This window comes from Shinella lacus (assembly GCF_010994755.1).
In the GTDB taxonomy this organism is placed as follows: Bacteria; Pseudomonadota; Alphaproteobacteria; order Rhizobiales; family Rhizobiaceae; genus Shinella; species Shinella lacus.
In genome coordinates, this window is record NZ_WHSB02000003.1 from 625,064 (window position 1) to 647,915 (window position 22,852).

Annotated in this window: 25 protein-coding genes and 1 riboswitch; of the genes, 4 read left to right on the plus strand and 21 right to left on the minus strand. The window is 65.0% G+C overall.

Features of this window, described 5'->3' with window-relative positions:
* Positions 1-2 precede the first annotated feature (2 nt).
* Together GB927_RS10975 and GB927_RS10980 are read right to left on the minus strand one after the other, a co-directional pair.
* Entirely contained in the window at positions 3-1,895 is a 1,893-nt protein-coding gene (locus tag GB927_RS10975) for a flavohemoglobin expression-modulating QEGLA motif protein (RefSeq protein ID WP_256116848.1), read from the minus strand.
* On the minus strand, positions 1,892-2,704 hold the full coding sequence (locus GB927_RS10980; protein ID WP_256116849.1) for an N-formylglutamate amidohydrolase: 813 nt from the start codon (positions 2,702-2,704) through the stop codon (positions 1,892-1,894). The genes GB927_RS10975 and GB927_RS10980 overlap by 4 nt, the downstream gene beginning before the upstream one ends.
* A 142-nt stretch (positions 2,705-2,846) precedes the next feature.
* Between GB927_RS10980 and GB927_RS10985 the strand changes: the two genes are divergently transcribed.
* Both GB927_RS10985 and GB927_RS10990 read left to right on the plus strand, forming a co-directional pair.
* Positions 2,847-3,212 (plus strand): YbaN family protein, encoded by a 366-nt coding sequence (locus GB927_RS10985; RefSeq protein ID WP_256116850.1) that lies wholly within the window; start codon positions 2,847-2,849, stop codon positions 3,210-3,212.
* Between the two features lie 4 nt (positions 3,213-3,216).
* Complete coding sequence (locus GB927_RS10990) at positions 3,217-4,656, plus strand: cryptochrome/photolyase family protein (RefSeq protein WP_256116851.1); 1,440 nt, start codon at positions 3,217-3,219, stop codon at positions 4,654-4,656.
* Between the two features lies 1 nt (position 4,657).
* Here the strand turns inward: GB927_RS10990 and phnN are convergent, their stop codons facing one another.
* The 11 genes from phnN to GB927_RS11045 form a co-directional block, all read right to left on the minus strand.
* Entirely contained in the window at positions 4,658-5,263 is a 606-nt protein-coding gene (gene phnN, locus GB927_RS10995) for a phosphonate metabolism protein/1,5-bisphosphokinase (PRPP-forming) PhnN (protein ID WP_256116852.1), read from the minus strand.
* On the minus strand, positions 5,260-6,393 hold the full coding sequence (locus tag GB927_RS11000; RefSeq protein WP_256116853.1) for an alpha-D-ribose 1-methylphosphonate 5-triphosphate diphosphatase: 1,134 nt from the start codon (positions 6,391-6,393) through the stop codon (positions 5,260-5,262). The genes phnN and GB927_RS11000 overlap by 4 nt, the downstream gene beginning before the upstream one ends.
* A gap of 1 nt (position 6,394) precedes the next feature.
* Positions 6,395-7,102 carry a DUF1045 domain-containing protein gene (locus GB927_RS11005; protein WP_256116854.1) on the minus strand — a complete coding sequence of 236 codons (708 nt, stop codon included), beginning with the start codon at positions 7,100-7,102 and terminating at the stop codon, positions 6,395-6,397.
* Positions 7,103-7,195: 93 nt separating this feature from the next.
* The gene (gene phnE / locus GB927_RS11010; RefSeq protein ID WP_256116855.1) at positions 7,196-8,698 is read right to left on the minus strand and encodes a phosphonate ABC transporter, permease protein PhnE; all 1,503 of its coding nucleotides are present in this window, start codon (positions 8,696-8,698) and stop codon (positions 7,196-7,198) included.
* Positions 8,699-8,707: 9 nt separating this feature from the next.
* Positions 8,708-9,670 (minus strand): phosphonate ABC transporter, permease protein PhnE, encoded by a 963-nt coding sequence (gene phnE / locus GB927_RS11015; RefSeq protein WP_256116857.1) that lies wholly within the window; start codon positions 9,668-9,670, stop codon positions 8,708-8,710.
* A gap of 72 nt (positions 9,671-9,742) precedes the next feature.
* Positions 9,743-10,648 (minus strand): phosphonate ABC transporter substrate-binding protein, encoded by a 906-nt coding sequence (gene phnD / locus GB927_RS11020; RefSeq protein ID WP_256116858.1) that lies wholly within the window; start codon positions 10,646-10,648, stop codon positions 9,743-9,745.
* 81 nt (positions 10,649-10,729) lie between these two features.
* Positions 10,730-11,578, minus strand: a complete 849-nt coding sequence (phnC, locus tag GB927_RS11025; protein ID WP_256116859.1) for a phosphonate ABC transporter ATP-binding protein — start codon at positions 11,576-11,578, stop codon at positions 10,730-10,732.
* A gap of 152 nt (positions 11,579-11,730) precedes the next feature.
* Positions 11,731-12,345 (minus strand): DapH/DapD/GlmU-related protein, encoded by a 615-nt coding sequence (locus GB927_RS11030; RefSeq protein ID WP_256116860.1) that lies wholly within the window; start codon positions 12,343-12,345, stop codon positions 11,731-11,733.
* Entirely contained in the window at positions 12,342-13,049 is a 708-nt protein-coding gene (phnL, locus tag GB927_RS11035) for a phosphonate C-P lyase system protein PhnL (protein ID WP_256116863.1), read from the minus strand. The genes GB927_RS11030 and phnL overlap by 4 nt, the downstream gene beginning before the upstream one ends.
* Before the next feature lie 65 nt (positions 13,050-13,114).
* On the minus strand, positions 13,115-13,891 hold the full coding sequence (phnK, locus tag GB927_RS11040) for a phosphonate C-P lyase system protein PhnK (RefSeq protein WP_256116864.1): 777 nt from the start codon (positions 13,889-13,891) through the stop codon (positions 13,115-13,117).
* Positions 13,888-14,787 (minus strand): alpha-D-ribose 1-methylphosphonate 5-phosphate C-P-lyase PhnJ, encoded by a 900-nt coding sequence (locus GB927_RS11045; protein WP_256116865.1) that lies wholly within the window; start codon positions 14,785-14,787, stop codon positions 13,888-13,890. Before GB927_RS11045 ends, phnK begins: the two co-directional genes overlap by 4 nt.
* A gap of 31 nt (positions 14,788-14,818) precedes the next feature.
* Between GB927_RS11045 and GB927_RS34385 the strand changes: the two genes are divergently transcribed.
* Positions 14,819-14,902: an LPXTG cell wall anchor domain-containing protein gene (locus tag GB927_RS34385; RefSeq protein WP_369431636.1), complete on the plus strand. Its 84-nt coding sequence runs from the start codon at positions 14,819-14,821 to the stop codon at positions 14,900-14,902.
* Between the two features lie 2 nt (positions 14,903-14,904).
* On the opposite strand, the gene GB927_RS11050 is transcribed toward GB927_RS34385, so the two are convergent.
* From GB927_RS11050 to phnG, 3 genes are read right to left on the minus strand one after another with little or no spacing between them, the layout of a single operon-like run.
* Positions 14,905-16,005 (minus strand): carbon-phosphorus lyase complex subunit, encoded by a 1,101-nt coding sequence (locus GB927_RS11050; RefSeq protein WP_256116866.1) that lies wholly within the window; start codon positions 16,003-16,005, stop codon positions 14,905-14,907.
* A gap of 3 nt (positions 16,006-16,008) precedes the next feature.
* Complete coding sequence (gene phnH / locus GB927_RS11055; RefSeq protein WP_256116871.1) at positions 16,009-16,617, minus strand: phosphonate C-P lyase system protein PhnH; 609 nt, start codon at positions 16,615-16,617, stop codon at positions 16,009-16,011.
* Positions 16,617-17,102 carry a phosphonate C-P lyase system protein PhnG gene (gene phnG / locus GB927_RS11060; RefSeq protein WP_439655481.1) on the minus strand — a complete coding sequence of 162 codons (486 nt, stop codon included), beginning with the start codon at positions 17,100-17,102 and terminating at the stop codon, positions 16,617-16,619. Before phnG ends, phnH begins: the two co-directional genes overlap by 1 nt.
* Positions 17,103-17,202: 100 nt before the next feature.
* On the opposite strand from phnG, the gene phnF reads away from it, so the two are divergent.
* Positions 17,203-17,955: a phosphonate metabolism transcriptional regulator PhnF gene (gene phnF, locus GB927_RS11065; protein ID WP_256116875.1), complete on the plus strand. Its 753-nt coding sequence runs from the start codon at positions 17,203-17,205 to the stop codon at positions 17,953-17,955.
* Here the strand turns inward: phnF and GB927_RS11070 are convergent.
* From GB927_RS11070 to GB927_RS11090, 5 genes are all read right to left on the minus strand, one after another.
* Positions 17,933-18,709 carry a class I SAM-dependent methyltransferase gene (locus GB927_RS11070; RefSeq protein ID WP_256116877.1) on the minus strand — a complete coding sequence of 259 codons (777 nt, stop codon included), beginning with the start codon at positions 18,707-18,709 and terminating at the stop codon, positions 17,933-17,935. The two genes, phnF and GB927_RS11070, sit on opposite strands and share 23 nt — an antisense overlap.
* Complete coding sequence (locus GB927_RS11075; protein ID WP_256116878.1) at positions 18,709-19,515, minus strand: ABC transporter ATP-binding protein; 807 nt, start codon at positions 19,513-19,515, stop codon at positions 18,709-18,711. Before GB927_RS11075 ends, GB927_RS11070 begins: the two co-directional genes overlap by 1 nt.
* Positions 19,512-20,519, minus strand: a complete 1,008-nt coding sequence (locus tag GB927_RS11080) for a FecCD family ABC transporter permease (RefSeq protein WP_305111152.1) — start codon at positions 20,517-20,519, stop codon at positions 19,512-19,514. The genes GB927_RS11075 and GB927_RS11080 overlap by 4 nt, the downstream gene beginning before the upstream one ends.
* 17 nt (positions 20,520-20,536) lie before the next feature.
* Complete coding sequence (locus tag GB927_RS11085; protein WP_256116881.1) at positions 20,537-21,577, minus strand: ABC transporter substrate-binding protein; 1,041 nt, start codon at positions 21,575-21,577, stop codon at positions 20,537-20,539.
* A gap of 154 nt (positions 21,578-21,731) precedes the next feature.
* Positions 21,732-21,964: riboswitch (cobalamin riboswitch) on the minus strand.
* A 26-nt stretch (positions 21,965-21,990) separates the two neighbouring features.
* The gene (locus GB927_RS11090) at positions 21,991-22,845 is read right to left on the minus strand and encodes a MurR/RpiR family transcriptional regulator (protein WP_256116882.1); all 855 of its coding nucleotides are present in this window, start codon (positions 22,843-22,845) and stop codon (positions 21,991-21,993) included.
* Between the last annotated feature and the right edge of the window lie 7 nt (positions 22,846-22,852).

Below are 22,852 nucleotides of genomic sequence, written 5' to 3' on the forward strand. Positions count from 1 at the left end.
CCTCAAGCTTCGAGCATTGTCAGGGGTGTCAGTCCGGCACGGGCGCGCTCCAGCCTTGCGCGCCCGCGATCGGTTTCGAGACAGAGTGGCCGCAGGATCGGCGCCTTCAGCAGGCCGCGGGCGCCGAGTTCCTCCATCACGCTGAAATGGCCTGCCGAAATCTTGCCCATCCAGAACGGATCGAGCGCCCCGCCACCCTTCAGATGGCTCAGCAGCGAGAGCAGCCCGCGCAGATAGATGGCGTCCTTGGCGAGCCCCCCGCCGCGGAAGACGCGCAGCAGCAGGCCGAAGGCGGTCTCGGCGTCGAAATCGTAATCCTGCGTCAGCGTGCGAAAGCTCTCGACGAATGAGGCACCGGCGAGCATCAGGTCGCAGCCGACGACACGGGCGGCGAGCAGCCGCAGCCGCTCCGGCGTGAAGCCGCCGGCGAGGAATTCGGCGAAGACCGCCAGCCCTTCCTGCATGCCCTCATAGCCCGAAAGACCGGTGCGGAAGACGCGCAGGCCCTGCGCCGAGCCGTTGAAATAGGTGAGCAGGTGCACGCCGACCTCGTGGCTCAGCAGCGCATCGACGCGGTGGCGCATCATGCGCGTGCGCCGCGAAATCAGCAGGCGGCGACCGGAAACGAGCAGGCCGGCCGGCACGTCGTCGCGCAATTCGATCGCCGCGTCGAAACCGTCATAATGCTGATGATAGTGCATCATCATGGAGCGCGCCTTGCGCTCGACATAGAAGCAATCCACCACCTCGTCGTCATCGGCGAGCGCCGGCATGCGCTTGGCATTGCCCGTGCCGTCGAGAACCTCGGCAGCGGCCTTGCGCAGCGATGGCTCGACGGGACCGTAGAGCGCGCGGCCGAACTCGACGAAACGCGCCTTCTCCCGCTCGCCGATCAGCGTCAGTTGCAGGTCGAGTTCCTGCTGCTTTTCGCGGTAGATCTGGTGCAGGACGGGATCTTCCAGCCGGTCGAGCGAAATAGAATAGAGGCGGCGCTTCTGCCCCTCCACCAGGAGGGGCAGCGGACGGTAGAGGAAGCGCGGCGGCCGGTCGTAATGGTTGGCCTTGAATTCCTGCCAAGCGGCGTTTGCGTTGATCGGCGTTACGGCCAGCAGGAAATCGAAGCTGGAGGCGACATCGTCCATGCCGCGATCGGCCCGCTCGACCGCGTCGATGAAGGCCTTGCGGCCGAAGGCCCGGTAGGTGGCGGGTTTCGGAAAACCGTCCGCCTCCAGAAAGGCCGCGAAGGCGCGCAGGCCGGCGTCGAGGAAATTGTCGACCAGGCGTTCGCGCAGGTCCGGATAGGTGGCGTCGGATCCCGTGACGCGATAGATCGGCGCGAAGCGCAGGGTCAGAAGCGGCAGCTTGAGGTTTAGAAGCTCCGGCCGCGCGCAGGGATCGTCTTCCGCCGCGCAAAGCTCGACATGCGGCGTGCGGAAGCGGGCCTCGAACGCCTCCACCGCCGTCTCGAACGCCTCCATTGCCCGCCTGGCTGCGGGCTGGCGCGTCGCCGAGAGCATGACCTCGAAGGGCTGGAGGAACGGCGCATCGTCGGACAGCAGCCGGTCGCGCTGCAACTCGTCCACGTCGAGCAGCACGAAGGTGCCGAATTTCTTGCGCAGCGCCGCGGCAATCGGGGCAATAAGCTCGACGGCGTCCTCAATGCGCGGCGTGACGAGATAGGAGGCGTTCGCGGCGGCGACCTCGCGCGCCACGACATGGGTGTCCGGCTCGCCGACATGCAGGCAGAGAAACGGCAGCGGCCGGTCGATATGCAGGCGCCCGCCATCCAAGTCGCGGCGCACCGGCTTGCCGGCCTCTAGCGCTTCGATCACGTCCTGAACAAGCGTCTTTTCCTGCTTCTGGCGCGGCTTGCGCGCCGTCTTCGCTGGGCTCATGCGACCTCCCGCAGCGCCCGTTCGAGCACCGGCGCAGCGCCCGCGACGAGCGCCTGAAGGGCTGCGAGCGCCTGCCAGTCCGGCGCACCGGTCCACTCGTCCATGAAGACTTTCTTGAATTCGACGGCGATGGCACAGCCGTTTTGCGGGAAACGCTCGTGGATGAAGCGCGTCTGCTCGCCGCGCCCCTCGAAGGCAATGTTCTCGCGCACGTCCAGCCTGCGGCCGAGAAAATCGAAATCGGCGGCGAAGTTCATGAAGGCGTCGACCACCGGCGCCCATCGGGACCGATCCATCGAGGAGGTGCCGATGTTGATTTCCGGCGCGTCGCTCGTTTCGGTCGGCGGCGCCGAAGGGCCGGCGCGGCGGTGGTTGTAGCTGTGCATGTCCAGCACGACGAAGCGGCCGTGCTGCGCCTCCACGCCGCGAAGATAGTTTTCCAGCATGCCGTAATAGGCGTCATGCACGGCGAGGCTTTCGGCAAGCTCGGCCTCCGATGGCGGCGTGCGCCAGACCTTCAGGCCCCAGGCCTGTTCCGGCCGCAGGTAGATCGCGCCGTCGCGGGCGCGGTTGAGGTCGATCTCGAAGCGGGAGCGGTGGAAGACGATGCGATTGCTGAGGCCGCGAATGGTTTCGGCCGTGAACGGGTCTTCCTCGCGCAATCGCTCGTTGTCGTCGAGCGCCATGTTCATGAGGAGGTTCTCTCGCACGGCGTGGCCATTGTGGATGGCGGTGCCGACGATCGGCGAGGCGCCGCGCTGCGTCGTCCACCAGGCATGCTCGTCTCCGCGGTCGATATCGTCCAACATTCGCCTCGCCCTGCCCTGTTTCCGTCCGCAAGGAATGCCCGAGGATGACGTTCGTTCCACCCGTTGCGGTACGATGGCCCCTTGGAGGCGGACGCAAAGCACTCTATCTGAACGGCGACGCGTTTTTTGAACGAGGATCCCTGTGCGCTCGCTCTACATGCTGGCCGGCCTGCTGATGACGGCGCTCGGCATTATCGGCGCTTTCCTGCCCCTGCTCCCGACGACACCCTTCCTGCTCGTCGCCGTCTGGTGTTTTTCGCGCTCCTCGCCGCGCCTCGAACAATGGCTGCTGAACCACCGCACGCTCGGGCCGCCGCTCCAGAACTGGCGGCGCGAGGGCGCCATCTCCGCGCGCGCCAAAATCGTCTCCGTCTGCCTTATCGTCGCGAGCTACGGCTTCTTCTACTACCGCACGCAGCCCTCGCTGCTTCTCGCCGGAACGGTCGCGCTCATCCTGTCGGGAAGCGTGCTGTTCATCCTGACCCGTCCCCTGCCGAAAAGGAGCTGAAGAGATGGCTGCGAGCGAAAATCCGGTCATCGTCTGGTTCCGCAAGGACCTGCGCGTCGACGACAACGCCGCACTCGCCGCCGCCGTGGAGACGGGACGCCCCATCGTTACGCTCTACATCCGCGAGCCGGAGAAAGCCGGAACAGGCCCGCTCGGGGGGGCGCAGCAGTGGTGGCTGCATCATTCACTGGCGTCGCTCTGCAAGACGCTTCAGAAGCTCGGCTCACCGCTGGTGCTGCGCAGCGGTGCGGCGGATGCGGTGCTTGCCGCTCTGATCGAGGAGACCGGCGCCGACACCGTGCACTGGAACCGCCGGCACGATCCCGCGGGCATCGCGATCGACACGGAGATCAAGGCGGGGCTGAAGGGGCGCGGCATTGCCGCCAAGAGTTTCGCCGGACAGTTGCTGCACGACCCGACGCGCCTGATGACCGGGGAGAAAAGGCCGTACCGCGTCTATACGCCGTTCTGGAAGGCGCTGGAGCGGGAGGGCGAGCCGCATGAGCCGATCGACGCGCCGGAGAAACTGACTTCTCTCCGCAAGAAGCCGGCATCCGAGACGCTCGATGACTGGGACTTGCTGCCAAAGAAGCCGAATTGGGCGGCCGCTTTCCCCGAGGTCTGGACGCCCGGGGAAGAGGCGGCGCGCGAACGGCTGGAAAGCTTCGTCGACGGCGCGATCGGCGGCTACAAGGAGGACCGCGACCACCCCGCGATCGAAGCAACCTCGATGCTGTCGCCGCATCTGGCGCTGGGCGAAATCTCGCCCGCCCGGATCTGGCATGCCACGCGCGGCCTGAAGGCGCCGGCGGAGGACGTCGTGCATTTCCGCAAGGAGCTCGCCTGGCGGGAATTCTGCTACCACCTGCATTTCCATTTCCCGCAGCTTGCGGAAAAAAACTGGAACGACCGTTTCGACGCCTTTCCCTGGGAAGCGGCCGGCAAGAACTTCAAGCTCTGGACCCGTGGCCAGACGGGCTACCCCATCGTCGACGCCGGCATGCGGCAGCTCTGGAAACATGGCTGGATGCACAACCGCGTGCGCATGATCACCGCTTCCTTCCTGATCAAACACCTGATGATCGACTGGCGGCGCGGGGAAGAATGGTTTCGCGACACGCTGGTGGATGCCGATGCGGCCTCGAATGCGGCGAACTGGCAATGGGTGGCGGGCTCGGGCGCGGATGCCTCGCCCTTCTTCCGCATCTTCAACCCGATCCTGCAGGGCGAGAAATTCGATGCGGACGGCACCTATGTCCGCACCTTCGTGCCGGAACTGGAGAAGCTCGATGCGGCCTGGATCCACAAGCCCTTCGACGCGCCGGAAAGCGCCCTGAAGAAGGCCGGCGTCGAGCTTGGGAAAACCTATCCGAAGCCGATCGTCGATCACGGCAAGGCGCGCGAACGCGCGCTTGCCGCCTACAAAGCACTGAAGGGCGACTGAATCAGTCTTCGCGCGCGAGTGCGGAGGCGAGCAGCGAGACGAAGGCCTCGCCCGCCTCTTCCAGTGCGCCGCTATTGTCGATGACGACGGTATCGGCGGCGACGACGATTTCCGGCACGGCACGATCGAGGCGCTTGGCGATGCCCTCCGCACTTTCCCGGCCACGCGCGGCAAGGCGGGCGGCGAGAATGTCGGGCCGCGCGGTGATGACCACCACCTTCAGCTGCGAATACGCATCTGCGAAGGCGGGCAAGGCCGAACGGCTGCCATTGGCGACGAGCGTGACACCGGTCACCAGCGCGTCCAGCGTTTCGCGCGGGATGCCGTAGGACAGGCCGTGCGCCTCCCAGGAGACGGCGAAGCCGCCTTCGGCCGCGCGTGTGCGAAACCCTTCCGCATCGATCGCCTCATGCGCCTCCCCGCCGGCATCGGCCGGGCGGGTGATGACGCGGCGAACGAAGCGCACACGGGCTTCCTGGGCAAAATGCCGCGCGGCATAGGACATCACGCTGTCCTTGCCGGCACCGCTCGGGCCGACGACGACGACCATTGTGCCGGCCGCAACGGCTAACGGCTGGCGGACGGCGGCTTCGGCGTCGAGGCTCATGCCACGCGCCTGCCCTGGCGCCAGACGGAGCGCACGACCGGAACGCCGGAGGGGCGGCGCACGCGCACGAGATCGGCGCGCAGGCCCTTGGCAATGGCGCCGCGATCGTCGAGGCCGACGGTGCGGGCGGGGGTCGTAGAGACCATGTTGATGGCCTTCGGCAGGTCCATGCCCTCATCGGCGAGGATGAAGGGCGCGTGCATCAGGCTGAAGGGCACGTAGTCGGAGGACAGCACGTCGAGCACGCCGATGTTCGCGAGGTCGCGGGCGGCAATGTTGCCGGAATGCGACTTGCCGCGCACGATGTTCGGCGCGCCCATCAGCACGCTCATGCCGGCGCCATGCGAGGCCTTCGCGGCTTCGACGCTGGTCGGGAATTCGGCAAGCCGGATGCCGTAGCCGATCGCTTCCTCGACATGTTCCAGCGTCGCATCGTCGTGGCTCGCGACCGAGATGTTGCGGGCAGCGCAGGACGCGGCGATCGCATCGCGATGCGGCTTGGCATAGCGGGCGGAGAGGTCCTGCTGGCGCTTGCAGAAGGCGTCGAACTCGTCGTCCGTCAGGCCGCGCTTCTTCTTGTAGTAGAGGATATATTGCTCCAGCGTCTGGAACTGGCGCTGGCCGGGCGCATGGTCCATCAGCGAGACGAGGCGGACGAGCGGGTCATCCTCGAATTCCTCGTAGTGCTCCAGCACGTTGTCGGTCGAGACCTCGCAGCGCAGGTGAATGAGGTGTTCCGCCCGCAGGCGGTCCTCGTTCTGCGCCTCGGCGATGGCGTTGGCCATGGCGCGCATCTCGCCCTTCTCGAAGCCGCCGTCCTCGTCCGAGCCCATGCGCAGGCAGTCGAAGACGGTGGTGATACCGGAGGTAACGACCTGGGCGTCGTGCGACTGGATGGCGGCCGTCAGGCCCCAGCGCACGCCGGGGCGCGGCGAATAGTGGGCTTCCAGGTGGTCGGTGTGCAGTTCGACGAGGCCGGGGATGAGGAAGTCGCCTTCCATGTCCTCGCCCTCAGTGGAGGAGCCTTCGGAGATGTCGGCGATCAGGCCATCGCGCAACACCAGCGTGCCGTCGAGGATCTTGTCCTCAAGCACGATACGGGCATTGGAGAGAACGGTTTCGCGGGTCATGTCAGGCGGTCTTTCTGTTGGCTGCGGCTGCGAGCGGGAAGAGCGAATGGACGGTGAAATCGGCGCCGCGCGACGGCTCCCGGAAGAGCGCAAGGCCGGCAATCGTCAGCGGGCGGCCGTGGAAATCGGCGAACTGATCGAGAAGCACGCCTTCGACGGCATCGCGGCGCTCCGCCGGAACACGCCCCGTCAGCGTCATGTGGAAGCGGAACTCGTCGAACACGTAGGGATATCCCCACTGCACGAGGTTCTGGCGTTCGGCGGCCGTGAGTTCGTCGGGCTTGCGGCGCGATATATCCGCCGAGGTCAGCGGCGCGCGAAAACGCTCGAAACGGCGCACGACCTCGCCGGCAAAGCTCTGCAATTCGTCGCATTGGTCGCCCGGCACGAGCGCGAAGAACGAGCCGAGCCGGCCGACGACGAGTTCCGGAATGTCGAACGGTTCCGTCTCGGAGACGAACCGGCCGATTTCTGCCACGAGCTCGGCCTCGCTGCGGCCTTCCGCAAGCGCAAAGGGCGCCTTCATCGTGGCGTGGAAACCATAGCGGCGCGGGTCTGCCGTGAGGCCCGAAAGCGTCGCCGCGTCGAACCCGCCCACGGCCGGCTGCTCCAGGGCTGCACCCGTAAACGCATTGCGCCCCAGCCAGCGCTGGGCGGAAAGGGTCAGCGGATCGCTTGCAGGCGGGGTGAAATAGAGGGCGTAGCGCAAGGGCTCATTCCTATAAAATTCAAGTCATGCCGCCGGATCGGCGGCATCGGATCTTGTAGGGATTCGTGTGGCAGCATCATGCCGCCACGCCGATCAATGCGAGGGCTTGCCCATCAGGCGGGAACGCAGCGCATTCGATATGCCGTCGAAGACAAAAACCACCATGAGGATCAGCAGTACCATGTAGGCGACGTTCTCCCAGTCGGAATTCGTGCGCATCGCCTCCCAGAGCTTCAGGCCGATGCCGCCGGCGCCGACCGCGCCGATGATCGTGGCGGAACGGGTGTTCGATTCCCAGAAGTAGAGCGCCTGCGAGGCGAAGAGCGGCATGACCTGCGGCAGCACGCCGAAGCGCTGCACGGCGACCGGTGCCGCGCCCACAGACTTCACGCCTTCGCGCTGCTTGTCGTCGATGTTCTCCAGCGCCTCGGAATAGAGTTTGCCGAGCGTGCCGGTGTCGGTGAAGAAGATCGCCGACATGCCGGCGAGCGGCCCGGGACCGAAGGCGCGGGTGAAGAACAGCGCCCAGATCAGCATGTCCACGGAGCGCAGGAAGTCGAACAGGCGCTTGGTGATCTGGTTGGAAAACCAGTTGCGCGTGATGTTGCGCGCCGCCAGGAAGGCCAGCGGAAAGGCCAGCAGCATGGCGAACAGCGTGCCGACGAAGGCCATGACGATGGTTTGGAGCAGCTTGGTCCAGACGTCGAGATGCTGCCATTCGGAATTGTAGAGGATGTTGTCCCAAGCAAGCGACAGGTTCGACTGTTTCGGATCGATGCGCTCGTCCGAGGTGATCAGCGACGCCACCTCCGATGTCGATTTTCCGTGGAAGGGCGAGTTGGTGTCGAACAGGAAGTTCGCCCAGCCGAGGAAGCGCTTGCGGATCGAGATATCGTCCGCCTCGATCTCGCCCCAGCCGGCAAAGCCGAAGGCCAATGTGATCTTCTGGCCGGGCGTCTTCTGCGTCGCCCAGGCCGGCAGCGTGCCTTCGGGCTTTACCTCGGAACCGTCCACGTCCACCACCAGTGTCTCGCCGGCATGCTGGACGGTCACGCGCTCCGGCACGACCTCGACGCTCGTCGATGAATTGAGCGTGATCTTGGCGCGCTTGACCACCTCTTCCTCGCGCGTCGTCGCCGTTGCAAGGCCCTCGGCCGCGGCAGCCGAGCCGCCGATGACGGCGCCTTCGCCCATGAAGCCTATGGAGGCTGGCTTCTTTTCCGTCGTGGTCATGGCACCGGCAGCCGGCATCGTGCGGGTCATCGTGCCAAGTTCGATTTCCACCCAGTCGGGCTTGGCATTCGGGCCGAGCGGCGAGAAGCGCGGATAGGTGAGCTTCATCGCGCCATCGGGCTCGATCGCCACTTCCGGGCGCACCTCGTAGGACACCCAGTCGGCGAGATAGGTGCCGGCGATGTTCCAGTTCGCGGTGCCGAGCACATGGCCGATCGCGAAGAACCACCAGCAATAGAGCGCATAGAGCACGAAGCCGCCGGTGATGATGGCAATACGAAAACGCTGCCAGAACGAGCGGTGAAAGACGGCCGGGTGGCGTGCCGCGATCTCATCCATCTGTGAGGAATTGAGGGTCGTCATGGCGCACTCCTATTGAGCCAGCCGGAAGGCATGATCGCCGACCAGCTTGCGGCGCAGCCAGGCGGAAAACTGGTCGACGGCGATGATGGTGATGAGGAGAAGCAGCACGATGGCGAGCGTCTTCGCCTGGTGGTTCTGGCCGATCGACAGGCGCAGCAACTCGCCGATGCCGCCGCCGCCGACGGCGCCGATGATCGTCGAGGCGCGCACATTGATCTCCAAGCGCAGCAGGAAATAGCTCATGAAGTTCGGCAGCACCTGCGGCACGATGCCGAACCAGACGCGCTCCACCCAGCTGGCACCCACGGCGCGAAGCCCCTCCTCGGCCTTCATGTCGGCATTCTCGACGACCTCGAAGAACAGCTTTCCGAGTGCACCCACCGTGTGGATCGACACGGCGATGACGGCGGGCAGCGGCCCGAGCGACAGGATGGCGAGGAAGAAGCCGGCGAGCACGACTTCCGGGAAGGCGCGCAGGATTTCCATGAAGCGGCGCACGAAACCGCGCAGCAGGCGGTTGGCGACGAGATTCTTGGCGGCGAGGAAACAGAGCAGGAAGCCGAAGAACATGCCGATGATGGTGGAGAACAGTGCGATGTTCAGTGTTTCCAGCATCTTGTGGAAATATTCCGGCACGTAGAGGCTCTCGGTGATGTAGAGCCGGCCTTCCGGATAATTGTACTTGAAGCTGCCGTCGTCATAGGGCGACGGCAGGTCGAACAGTGCGCGGAAGACCTCAAAGCCATCGCGTGGAACCATGTCGCCGACGAAGTCGAAGAGATAGGGCAGCCGGTCGAAGAACTTGCCGGCATTCGTCTCGTTGGCGAACCACAGCGAGCCGGAGAGTGCGACCGCGAGGATGGCGAGGCCCAGCCAGGTATAGAGGCGCCGGCGCGCGTTCAGCTCCTGCCAGTGCCGCTCGATCAGAGCGCCCTTCTCGCTGAAGCCGTCGTGGAGCGTGTTCGTGGCCATGGTCTATCCCGGCTTGTTCAAAAAACAGAGGCGCCGGCCGGGGTGCGGCCGGCGCCGATGTCAGTATGGCGATCAGCCGCCGATCGTTGCCTTGCGGGCGTCGATGATCGGCTTGTAGAAGTCGACATTGACTTCCGTGAACGAGGTGAAGTCACCGCCCATGACGGCGGAGAAGCAGGCTGCGTCCTTCTTCGGCAGGTCGAGCATGAACTGCTTGAACTTCGCCTTGGTCTCGTCAGCCATAGAGGTGCGAACGACGATCGGGCCGTTCGGGATCAGCGGCGACTTCCAGAGTTCGACGAGGTCGTTCATGTCGAGAATGCCCTTCTCGACCATCTTGTGCAGGTTGCCGGAGGTGTAGCCGTCCTTGAATTCGCCTACGCCCGAACCGAAGGTCGTGCCGGCATCGAAGGTGCCCTTCAGCACTTCGAGAACGAGGTTTTCGTGACCGCCGCCGAAGCCGGTTTCAGCGAAATATTCCTTGACCGGGCCGCCGATGGCTTCCGGCAGCGTGACGAGCGGAACGAGGTAGCCGGAGGTCGAGTCCGGATCGGCGAAGCCGAGCTTCTTGCCCTTCAGGTCTTCGAGCTTGGTGATGCCGGAATCCTTGCGGGCGACCATGATCGAGTGGTAGCCGGTCGAGCCGTCGGTCTGGACGGTCGTCAGGATCGGCTCGACGGCGTCAGCCTTGGCGAGGTAGATCTTGGCAAAGCCGGAAGCGCCGAGTTCGGCGTAGTCGAGCGTGCCGCCGAGCAGACCCTGGATAACGCCGTCATAGTCGGCAGCCGGGAAGAACGAGACCTTCTCGAAGCCGAGGTCGGCCTTCAGGTGATCGCCGAGGCACTGGTAGTTGCGCAGGCGATCCGCTTCGTTTTCGCCGCCGATGATGCCGACGCGGAATTCCTTGAGGTCTTCAGCCTGTACGTGGCCGGCGAGCGCGATGAGCGCGACGGCGCCGAGAAGAACTTTCTTCAGCATGGTCTCTCTCCTGTTTGACCGGCTTTGCCGGCTGGAAGTTTATGACCCTTCACGCGGGTCCTTCGATCCTGGCGGGGGCGTTTAAAGCCCGGCCAGTGCCAGCGGTGTCGGGCTGGCGGATTCCTTGATATTGTCCTGTTTGGCGGGGTTGCGGATCGCCGTGGAGGTCATGCTCTCGTCGATCTCTGCGCCATCGGCGCCCGTGCCGTAGATCGTGCGCACCGCTTCACTGTCGAGCTCGCGTGCCGAGCCGTCGAAGACGACGCGGCCATGCGCCATGCCGATGATGCGCTCGCAATAGGCGCGCGCCGTATCCAGCGTGTGCAGGTTGGTGATGACCGTGATGCCCTCGCGCTCGTTGATGTCGCGCAGCGCGTCCATGACGATCTTGGCGTTCAGCGGATCGAGCGAGGCGATCGGCTCGTCGGCAAGCAGCATCTTCGGGTTCTGCATCAGCGCACGGGCAATCGCCACGCGTTGCTGCTGGCCGCCGGAAAGCGTGCCGGCCGGCTGAAGCGCGGTCTGCTCGATGCCGAGGCGCTCAAGGGCCGCAATCGCCATGATGCGCTCTTCGCGGGTGAAGAGGTTGAGGATGCTGAGCGTGGTCGAGCGGTGGTTGAGGCGGCCGAGCAGCACATTGGTCAGCACGTCGAGGCGCGGCACCAGGTTGAACTGCTGGAAGATCATCGCGCAGTCGCGCTGCCAGTTGCGCAGGCCGGAGCCGCGCAGCGACGAGACCTCGATATCGTTGAAATGGATCGAACCTTCGCTCGGATCGGCGAGCCGGTTGATCATGCGCAGCATGGTGGACTTGCCGGCGCCCGAGCGGCCGATGACGCCGACCATCTGGCCCTGCGGGATGTCGAAGGTCACATCGTCGACCGCAACGCGCTCGCCAAAACGGCGGGTGACATTCTTCAGTCGGAACATGGCGGATCCCTCTTTTTTCAGGCTGAGCCCAAAGTCGGGCAGTGTCGTTTTCGGGACTGGCTGTAAACGCTGTTGATGAAGCGGCAATGTCAGTTTCATGTCGGAAAGATTACAGTCCACAGGGCTGAAATTCCGGCTTCTCGCGCGCCCTCTTACCCGTCGTGACGGGCAAGAAAGGCTTCTGCGTCAAGTTTGCGAAAATCGTCCAAAGCGGTGCGCAACCGGGCATGATCCCAGTCCCACCAGGCGAGTTTTTCCATGCGCTCGGCGATGTTTCGGGGGAAACGTTCGCGGATGACTTTCGCCGCCACGCCGCCGACGATCGTGTAGGGTTCGACGTCTTTTGTGACAACCGCGCCCGATCCTATGACAGCGCCGTTGCCGATTGTGACACCGGGCAGAACCGTCGATCCGTGGCCGATCCAGACGTCATGGCCGATGGTGACGCGGTGTTCGCGCCGCCAGGCGAAGAAGTCCGGTTCGGGCTCGGCATCGGGCCAGTAGTCGTTGGCCCGATAGGTGAAGTGGTGCAGCGTCGCGCGCCACATCGGATGGTTGGTGGCGTTGATGCGGACCGCCGAAGCGATGTTGGCGAACTTGCCGATCGTCGCGCACCAGACCGAGCCATCCTCCATGATGTAGGAATAGTCGCCGATCTCGGCCTCGCTGATGCGGCAGCGCTCGGCGATCTCGGTATAGCGGCCGAGCGTGCTATCGGCGACAGTCGCCGTCGGATGGATCAGCGGCGTTTCGGACAGTTTTGTCATGCGGCGGCCTTTCGCGGCGAAAAGGCGGACACATCCACGATACGGTCGGCGACCTTTTCGCGCACGTCCTCGTCGTGGAAGATGCCGAGCAGCGCCACGCCGGCCGCCTTCTTCTCCTCGATCATGCTGACGACGACGGCGCGGTTCTTCGCGTCGAGCGAGGCGGTCGGTTCGTCGAGCAGCAGGATGCGGTGATCGGTGATGAAACCGCGCGCGATGTTGACGCGCTGCTGCTCGCCGCCGGAGAAGGTGGCGGGCGGAAGCTGCCAGAGTTCGCGCGGCAGGTTGAGGCGGGCGAGCATCGCTTCCGCGATCTCCCTCGCCTCGGCCGCAGCGGTCCCGCGGCCGAGCAGCGGCTCGGCGACGACATCGACGGCCGCGACGCGCGGCACGGTGCGCAGGAACTGGCTGACATAACCGAGTGTAGCGCGGCGCACCGACAGGATCGTGCGCGGATCGGCGGTCGCGAGATCGAGCAGGCGACCGCCATGTTCGATCAGGATCTGACCGCTATCGACGGCATAGTTGCCATAGACCATTTTCAAGAGCGAGCTCTTGCCGATGCCGGAGGGACCGCCCAGCACGACGCATTCGCCTGCCTTAACCGAGAAGGCGACATTCGACATCACCGGCAGGCGGATGCCGTCACGAAGATGCATGGTAAAGCTCTTCGCCACTTCTGAGACAACAAGGGGTGTGGGCATGTCATTTTTCCTTTTGACGCATGGTCTTGTCCGAAAACCGGGGTCCACTTTTCGGGACCATGCTTTCACACCTGAAGGATCGAGGAGACGAGGAGCTGGGTATAGGCTTCGCGCGGATCGTCGAGCACGCGGTCGGTCAGCCCCTGCTCGATGACGACGCCGTCCTTCATCACCATCATGCGGTGCGAAAGCAGGCGCGCCACGGCGAGGTCGTGCGTGACGATGATCGCCGACAAGCCTAGGTCCTGAACGAGGCCACGCAGCAGGTCGAGCAGGCGTGCCTGCACGGAGACGTCGAGGCCGCCGGTCGGCTCGTCCATGAAGATGAGGCGCGGCGAGGTCACGAGGTTGCGGGCGATCTGCAACCGCTGGCGCATGCCGCCGGAAAAGGCGCGTGGCTGGTCGTCGATGCGGTCGACGCTGATCTCGACGCGGCCAAGCCAGTTGCCCGCCGTCTCGCGGATATTGCCATAGTGCCGTTCGCCGACCGCCATCAGCCGCTCGCCGACATTGGCGCCGGCCGACACGGCCATGCGAAGGCCATCGGCCGGGTTTTGGTGCACGAAGCCCCAGTCGGTGCGCATCAGGAAGCGGCGCTCCGCCTCGCTCATGCGGGAGAGTTCGCGCATTTCCCCATCGCGCATGCGGTATTCGACGGCGCCGGAGCTCGGCATCAGGCGGGTCGCAAGGCAATTGAGCAGCGTCGTCTTGCCGGAGCCGGATTCGCCGACCACCGCCAGCACTTCGCCGGGCCAGAGATCGAAGGAGACATTCTTGCAGCCGATGCGCGCACCGTAGAACTTCGAGATGTCACGGACTTTGAGCAGAGGGGCGTCAGTCATTCGGCGGCCTCCTTGTTATAGGCGAGATGACCGCGGTGGCCATTGGCGCAACGTTCCTCGCAATGGTCGGTGTCGGAGCAGACGAACATCCGCCCGCCCTTGTCGTCGAGCACAACTTCGTCGAGATAGACATTCTCGGCACCGCACAGAGCGCAGGGCTTGTCGAAGGTCTGGATCTCGAAGGGATGGTCCTCGAAATCGAGGCTGACGACTTCGGTATAGGGCGGCACGGCGTAGATGCGTTTTTCACGACCTGCGCCGAAAAGCTGGAGCGCCTCCGAGCGGTGCATCTTCGGATTGTCGAATTTCGGCGTCGGCGACGGGTCCATCACGTAGCGCCCCTCGACCTTCACCGGATAGGCATAGGTCGTGGCGATATGGCCGTTCTTGGCGATGTCCTCATAGAGCTTCACATGCATCAGGCCGTATTCTTCCAGCGCATGCATCTTGCGCGTCTCGGTCTCGCGCGGTTCCAGGAAACGCAAGGGCTCCGGGATCGGCACCTGGTAGACGAGCGTCTGGCCGGCCGTGAGCTTCTCTTCCGGAATGCGGTGGCGCGTCTGGATGATCGTCGCCTCGCGGGTCTTCGTCGTCACCGCGACATTCGCCACCTTCTGGAAGAAGGCACGGATGGAGACGGCGTTGGTCGTGTCGTCGGCGCCCTGGTCGATGACTTTCAGCACATCCTTCGGTCCAAGGATCGCTGCCGTCACTTGCACGCCGCCGGTGCCCCAGCCATAGGGCATCGGCATTTCGCGGCTTGCGAAGGGCACCTGGTAGCCGGGAATGGCGATCGCTTTGAGGATCGCACGACGGATCATGCGTTTCGTCTGTTCGTCGAGATAGGCGAAGTTATAGGTCGCGAGCCCGGCGCTCGTCGGAACATCAGGAGTCATGGGTCGTTTCCTGCTGGGAAAGGAGGAGGACATGGAACTGACCACCTTCATCGTGATCATGATCGCGATACTGGTCGCTATCGGCGTTTTTTCTCGACGGCGAAGGAAGGATTGAGCTCATTCGGCGGCATCCCTCATGACGGCGTCCGCCCTCTCCTCGTATTCCCGCCGCATGCGGCGCACGAGATCGAGTTCGGCCTGGAAATCCACGTAATGCGGCAGCTTCAGGTGCTCGACAAAACCGGTCGCCTGCACGTTGTCAGAATGGGAAATGACGAATTCCTCATCCTGCGCCGGCGCCACGATGTCCTCGCCGAACTCTTCGGCGCGAAGAGCGCGATCGACCAGCGACATGGCCATGGCCTTGCGCTCGCTCTGGCCGAAAACGAGGCCGTAGCCACGGGTGAATTGCGGCGGGTTCTTTGCCGAGCCCTTGAACTGGTTGACCATCTGGCATTCGGTGACCTGGATGCGGCCGAGCGAGACAGAAAAGCCAAGCTCCGGCATGTCCAGCTCCACCTCGACCTCGCCGATGCGCACTTCCCCCACGAAGGGGTGGGTGCGGGCATAACCGCGCTGGGTAGAGTAACCGAGCGCCAGCAGAAAACCCTCGTCGCCACGAGCAAGCGCCTGCAAGCGCAGGTCCCGCGCCATCGGGAATTCCAGCGGCTCGCGCGTGAGATCCCCCGCGACGTGGCCCTCCGGCAGGTTGCCATCGTCCTCGACGAGGCCTTCGCCGGCCAGAATGTCGGAGACGCGCATCACCGGCTCACCAGGCTCGTCGCGTTCAAGGGCCGTGTCGACCGGTTCGTCGCCAAGCAGCGACGGGTCGAGCAGGCGATGCGTATAGTCGAAGGTCGGCCCGAGAAGCTGGCCGCCCGGCAGGTCCTTGTAGGTCGCCGAAACGCGGCGTTCGACGAGCATGACGCCCGTCTCGACCGGCTTGGAATAGCCGAAGCGCGGCAGCGTCGTGCGGTAGGCGCGCAGGATGAAGATCGCCTCGATCATGTCGCCACGGGCCTGCCGGACGGCAAGGGCCGCTAGCGCCCGGTCGTAGAGCGAGGCTTCCGCCATCACGCGGTCGACGGCAAGCCCAAGCTGGGCGACGATCTGCTCGATGCCGATCGCCGGCAGCGAACGGTCACCGCGGCGGCGGTCGGCGAGAAGGCGGTGGGCGTTGGAGATAGCGGCTTCGCCACCCTTGACGGCAACATACATGGCTCAGGCCTCCTTCACGCGAAGAACGGTGGTGCGCGGCAGGCAGAGGATCCGGTCGCCGGCAACGAGGATCAGGTCCACGCCGCGCGGAAAATTCTGCCGGTTCTCCGACCAGAAATGCGGAAACATGTCCGGCAGGCCGAGCGGTGCGATCTCTTCTTCCGTGCGAATGCCCGGACCGGTCAGCACCAGCGGGCGGCCACCTTCGAAAGCTTCGATCTCGACGACGAGCGTCGTGGAACGATCCGGATATTCCTGCGTGCCCTGCGCGAAGAGGCAGAGATTGGGCAGCATCGCGCCCTTTTCCACGAAGGCGAAGCGGGCGTTCTGGCGCTCTTCCGTCAGCGTCGCGCCGGCATTGAAGGCGAGCCAGCCGGGCAGCGCCGAGGCGCCGAGTTTCGGCGTCAGCCAGACGGTGGTGTCGTGGTCGCACAGGGTGAGCGCGACGGCGCCGGCGGCGGCATTGAGCGGGGCCGGCGGCGTGACGGTTGCGGCAATCTGGCCGATCGTTCCTGGGCGGGCCATGCAGTCCATCAGCGTGCGGAAGACGGCCTGTGCCTCGAACACCGGCTGTGCAAAACCGCCGGCAAAGGCGAGCGTATCGAGTGACATCAGTCCTCTCCCCGAACCATGGTGAAGAAATCGACGCGGGTGGCGGCCGTCTGGCGCGCCTTTTCGGCGTCCTCGTCGGCAATGCGCGCCGCGATGGCATCAAGCAGCGTCTCGACGTCCGCCTTGCGGGCCGGCTGCTGGAAGAGCGCATCGAAAGTCGCGGCAAGCCGCGCCTTGACGGGATCCGTGCCGAGCGACTGGCCGTGGCCGACCGTGCCGTCTTCCAGCCGGATGCTGGCGCGGGTCACCGTCGCCTCGCCGAGATTGAACGGCGCGCCGCCGCCGCCGATGCGGCCGCGCACCATGACGAGGCCGGTTTCCGGTCCGCGCACGGGCTGGGCCGCCGGTTTGTCGCCAATCGTGTCCCAGGCCGCCTGCAATTCCGCCCGGCTCGCCTTCGCCAGCAGGCCCATCGCCCTCTGCCGCTCGCCGGCAGCACCTTTAGCAGCGCTCTCGGCAGATTTCTGTGTTGATGTCATTGTCATCTCTCCAAATGTCTATTAATCTAGACAACCGAACATCTAAGTCTTGTCTTATTGGTCGGGAATGACAAGGGTGTGACAGAGGGTATTCGCGGGGGCGAAAATGGTGGAACGACAATCAGGCGTGGCGCTTTGGCGCCAGATCGCGGACCGCATGCGGCTGGCGATCAACAATGGCGATTTTGACGAGACCGGCATGATGCCGCCGGAAGTGGTGCTGGCCGGCCGCTTCGGCGTGAACCGGCATACGGTGCGCAGTGCCATGGCGGCGCTTACGGAAGAAGGCATCGTGCGGCCGATCCAAGGCATCGGCACCCGCATCGAGCGGCGGGATCGCTTGCGCTTCCCGATTTCCCGGCGCACGCGCTTTTCGCAAGGCCTCGGCAACCAGGCGCGTGATCTCGAAGGCAAGTTGCTGGACGCCGCGACGGAAGCGGCACCGGCCATCGTTACGGAAGCTTTGGGGCTCGCGGCGGGTTCACGCTGCGTGCGGCTGGAAATCGTCAGCAGCGCGGACAAGCGACCGATCTCGCGCTCCACGAGCTATTTCCCGGCCGATCGCTTTGCCGGGATGGCGGAGGCATACGAGAAGACCCGGTCGATCACCGCGTCCTTCCGCGAACTCGGCCTTCCCGACTATGTGCGCCGCTCCACCGAAATATCGGCTATCCATGCCGAGGGCGACGACATGCGGCAGCTAAAACTGTCGCCCGGCGCCATCATCCTCGTGGCGGTGGCCACCAATACGGACCTCGACGGCACGCCGATCCAGTTTTCCCGCACGCGTTTTGCCGCCGACCGCGTCAAGCTGACGGTGGAGCCGGAGCCCGAGGTTATTTCCGGCAGCAGAGGATGAAGCGGCGGTAAAGCAGCGTGCGCAGCTTGTTGCGCAGATCCGCGGTGCGGCGTTGCGCGGCCGCGATCGGGGCATGCGAGCCGATCGTCATGTCACGAAAACCCGCCGCTTCCAGCAGCGGCAGCACGCGCTCGACGCTGAGGCCGTCTCCAAACGGAAGCCGTTCCATGATGCTGGCATGCCGCTCACTCATCGCGCCGTCATAGTGGGGATCGGCGCCGGCAAACCTGTCGATGACCGCGATGGCGCGGCTTGCCAGCCGGCCGAGCCGGGTGGGCGCCGCCCAGTCGCCATCGAAGAACAGCAGCGTGCCGCCGGGCTTCAGCATGCGGTGCCATTCGGCAAAGGCCTGTTGCGGCGTCGTCAGCGTCCAGACCAAGTGCCGACAGACGATCGCGTCATAGCTCTCGTCCGGCTCCATCGGGTTTTCCGCATCGGCGAGCAGGAAACGCAGCCCCTTCGCGCCAGCATGTTTTCGCTGCGCGACCTCCAGCATCGCTTCGGAAAAATCGAGCGCCGTCACTTCGTGGCCGAGCGACAGCAGCAGGCGCGTCACCTCCCCCGTGCCGCAGGCAAGCTCCAGCACGCGGCGCGGCTCCGGCCCGAGCCGTTCGCGGATCGCCGCCGCCCAAGCGTCGAATTCCGGGCCTTCAGGAATGCGATGGCCAAAGGCGAGGTCGAAGGTTTCCGAGCGTCGCGACCAGTAGTCGCGAATGTCTTCCTTGAGGTGGTTGTTGGGGAGGGCTCGGTGCATCAATTCCCCTCGCCTGCCACGAGTTTCAGGCGCGGCGGCCGCGGATCGGGCCGGCGATAGCGGATGAAGCAGCCGCCGGCGCCGTCGCGTTCGACATCGACGGTCACGCCGAAGACGTCATGTAGCCGCTGCGGCTCCAGCACCTTGGCGGGCGTGCCGAGGGCGACGATCCGGCCGCCTTGCATGACGGCGATGCGGTCGCAGAACATGGCGGCGTGGTTGAGGTCGTGCAGGGCCGCGACCACGGTGAGGTCCTGTTCGCGTACGAGCTGGAGCAGGCCGATCTGGTGGCCGATGTCGAGATGGTTGGTCGGCTCGTCGAGCAGCAGGATCGGCGATTGCTGGGCGAGTGCGCGGGCGATGTGCAGCCGCTGCCGCTCGCCGCCGGAAAGCGTGTGCCAGAGCCGATCGGCGAAATGCGCCATGTCGACCTCCTCCAGCGCCCGGTCGACGATCGCATCGTCCGCCTTCGACCACGGCGTCAGCGCCCCGAGATGCGGCGTGCGCCCGAGCTCGACGGCTTGGCGCGCGGTGATGCGCTCGGTCGTCTCCGCCTGCTGCTCGACGAAGGCGATGCGCTGGGCGATCTCGCGCCGGCCATGCGCCTGCAAGGGCTTGCCGCCGAGCAGGACGTCGCCGCGCTGCGGCCTGCGGATGCCGGCGATCAGCGCCATCAGGCTGGTCTTGCCGGAGCCGTTCGGGCCGATAATGCCTAGAAATTCGCCGGGGCGGACATCCAGCGACACATCCGACAGGATGGTCGTGCCGCCGGCCGACCAGAAGAGACCATTTGCCGAGAGCGTCATAGCGCCGATCTCCGCTGGCTGAGGATGAGGGCGAAGGCCGGTGCGCCGAACAGCGCCGTGATGACGCCGATGGGCAGCACCTGGCCCGGAATGATGACGCGCGACAGCACGTCTGCCGCGATCATGAAGATGGCGCCGATCAGCGCCGAGGCCGGCAGCAGCAGGCCGTGGCGCACGCCGACGACCATGCGCGCGGCATGCGGAATGACGAGGCCGACGAAGCCGATCGAGCCGACGATCGACACCATGGTCGCCGTCATCAGCGCGGAGATGGCGATCAGCACGATATAGACACGGCGCACCGGAATGCCGAGCGAGGCGGCCGATTCCGTGCCGAAGGTGAAGGCGTCGAGCGCTCGGGCATGCCACAGGCAGACGAGGAGGCCGAGGATCGCCACCGGCAGTGCCAGCCAGACATCCGGCCAGCGCACACCGGAGAGGTTGCCGAGCAGCCAGAACATGATGCCGCGCGCCTGTTCGGCGCTCGCGGCCTTGGTGACGATGAAGGAGGTGAGCGCATTGAACAGCTGCGAGCCGGCGATGCCGGCAAGGATGATCGCGCCGGTGCCTCGCCCTGCCCGCACGGCAAGCGCGCTGACAAGGCCGAAGGCGACGAGTGCGCCGAGGAATGCGCCGGCCGGCAGCGTCAAGGCGCCGGCCCCGATGCCGAGGATAGCGACGGAGACCGCGCCGGTGGACGCCCCGGCCGAAATGCCGAGGATATAGGGATCGGCGAGCGCATTGCGCAGCAGCGATTGCAGGATGACGCCGCAGAGCGCCAGCGCCGAGCCGCAGCAGGCGGCGACGACCGCCCGGCTCAGCCGGTAGTTCCAGATGATGCCCTCGTCGATCGGCTCGATCGCATGCCCCGCCTGCCAGAGGCGGTTCGCCACCGTCTTGGCGACGATATCGAGCGGTATCGCCGTCTCGCCGACGGCGGCGCCGACGCCGAGCGCGACGACCAGCAGAACGAGCGCCGCGAATGCGGCGCCCGTGCGGAACAAGAGGGGGCGTTCCGCTATCACTTCGCCAGACCAGCCTTTTCAATGGCATCGGCAAGCTGCTCGATGCCCTCGATCGTGCGGATCGTGGGGTTCATCGCCTGTGCGTCCATATCGAAGACATGGTTGTTCTTCACTGCCGGCATCAGGCTTGCCACCGGGTCCGTCTTCAGGAAGTCGAGCTTTGCCTCGAGGCTGTCGAGCGGATAGCGGCGGCGTTCCATCGAGCCGGCCACGATGATCGTCGGACCCGACTTGGCGATCGTTTCCCAGCCCACCATCGGCCATTCGTCATCGGTCTTGATGATGTTGTCGATGCCCAATGCCGACATGATGTAGCCGGGCGCACCGTTCTTGCCCGCGACATAGGGATCGGAATCAGCCGCGCTGGAGAACCAGAACACGGCCGACAACTTGCCATCCGCAGCCGCGACTTTTGCGCGGGCGGCCGCCTCGCGCGCCTTCAGTTCGGCAACGACCTCTTCGCCCTTGTCCTGCACGTTGTAGATCTGCGCCAGTTCGCGCACTTCCTGATAGACGAGGTCCATCGTGAAGACCTGATGGCGCACGCCGTCGCTTGCTGCGCTGTTCTCCTTGCCGACGCAGTCGGAAGGGGACGTGTAGACCGGAATGCCGAGCTCCTCGAACTGTTCCGGCTTGGCGACCACGCCTTCCGGGCCGATCTGCCATTGGAACTGGACCGTGACGATATCCGGCTTCTTGCCGAGCACGCTCTCGAAGCTCGGGTCATTGTCCGCAAGGCGGTCGATCTTGGCGTTGACCTCTTCATAGCCCTTCAGAACGGGGCCGACCCAGAGCGCAGTGCCGACCACGCGGTCGGCAAGACCCAGCATGTAGAGGATTTCGGTCGAGCTCTGGCCGACCGAGACGGTTTGCGTCGGCGCTTTCTGGAACGTGACCGGACGGCCGCAATTCTGCAGCGTCAGCGGATACTGCGTCTCGGCAGCCGCAGCGGTGTAGGCTGAAAGCAGAAGCGCCGTAGAGCCGGCGACGAGCGAGAGCAGCGATGCGGACCGCGCGGCCGCAGAAAACAGGGTCATGTATTTCTCCCGGATGAATGAAAGCGTGCGGCCTCAGCCGACGCGCCGAAGGGGGCGGATCGATCGCGGGCGGGAGAAAACGAGGGAAGGTCTGCCGGGTGCGGCAGTCAGATTCGTCATAACGTCTCCGTTCCGGGCATCCCCGCCCGTGACTTGGATTGTTGCTATGACGGCAGGTCTCCTGGCTCACGGATATCTGCTGCCCGTCTGCCTTCCCGCGGAAAACCGCAGTGGCATGACGCGAAAACGCGTCCCAAGGACAGGCGGCAATCCGCCTACAGTTGCGGGGGCAGCCACGGAATGGGTCCCTGTTGGGTCGTCCGTACCGTGTTCCCTATTAATCCCCTGGGAGTCATCCTTCAGGGAACCGTCATCCCATCCTTAGTCCCCGGCAGTCGGCAGCGTCAAGGCGCTCAGCTCTCGAAATCCCCGAAGACGTCCTGAAGGCGGGTCAGCGTATCGACGCGCTCGCTCACCGCCTCGCCCATCACGACGATGATGTTGGAGAGCATCAGGTCCATGACGGCGGTCATGGTGGCCGCGCCATCCCACAGCGGCCCGTGCGAGCCCGGAACGATGAGGCAGATGTCGGAAACCTCCGGCCCCCAGGGGCAGAACTCGTCTGTCAGGAGCACGACCTTAACGCCCGCGCGACGTGCCTCCAGCGCCAGAGGTCGCGCCTTGGCGGCAAAGCGGCGCACGTCATGCAGGAACAACAGCCGTCCTTCGACGGAGCCGTCCAGCAGTTCGGAATAGGTGCCGTTCAGCCCGTCGACGAACTGCACGCGCGGCCGCGTATAGGACAACTGGCTTGCAAAATACTGCGCGATGCCGCGCACGTTCTGGTAGGCGGCGACATAGATTTCTGTCGCGCCGACCAGCGCGTCGATCGTCTGCTGCCATTCCGGCGCATTGGTGATCTCGTAGATCTGGCCGAGATTGTCGATCTGCTGCTGGATGAGGCCGGCGAGAAGTTTGCCTTCCTTGCGGTCCTGCTCCAGCCGGTCGACCTGGCCTTTGACCTGCCAGGCGGGGTTTGAACTGCCGCGGCGCAACTCCCCCTTCAGCTCGTCGAGACCGTCGAAACCCATGCGGCGCAGATACCGTCCGACGGTCATCGGCGAAAGCTCCAGCCGCTGCGCGATGGAGCGCGCCGTCTCGAAGGGTAGATCGGCGATATTGCGCTCGATATAGTTGGCGATCAGCTTGTCGGATTTGGACCGCCTGAGGTCATCGGACTGAACGAGCTTCAGAATGCGTTTCGACACGTCGCCC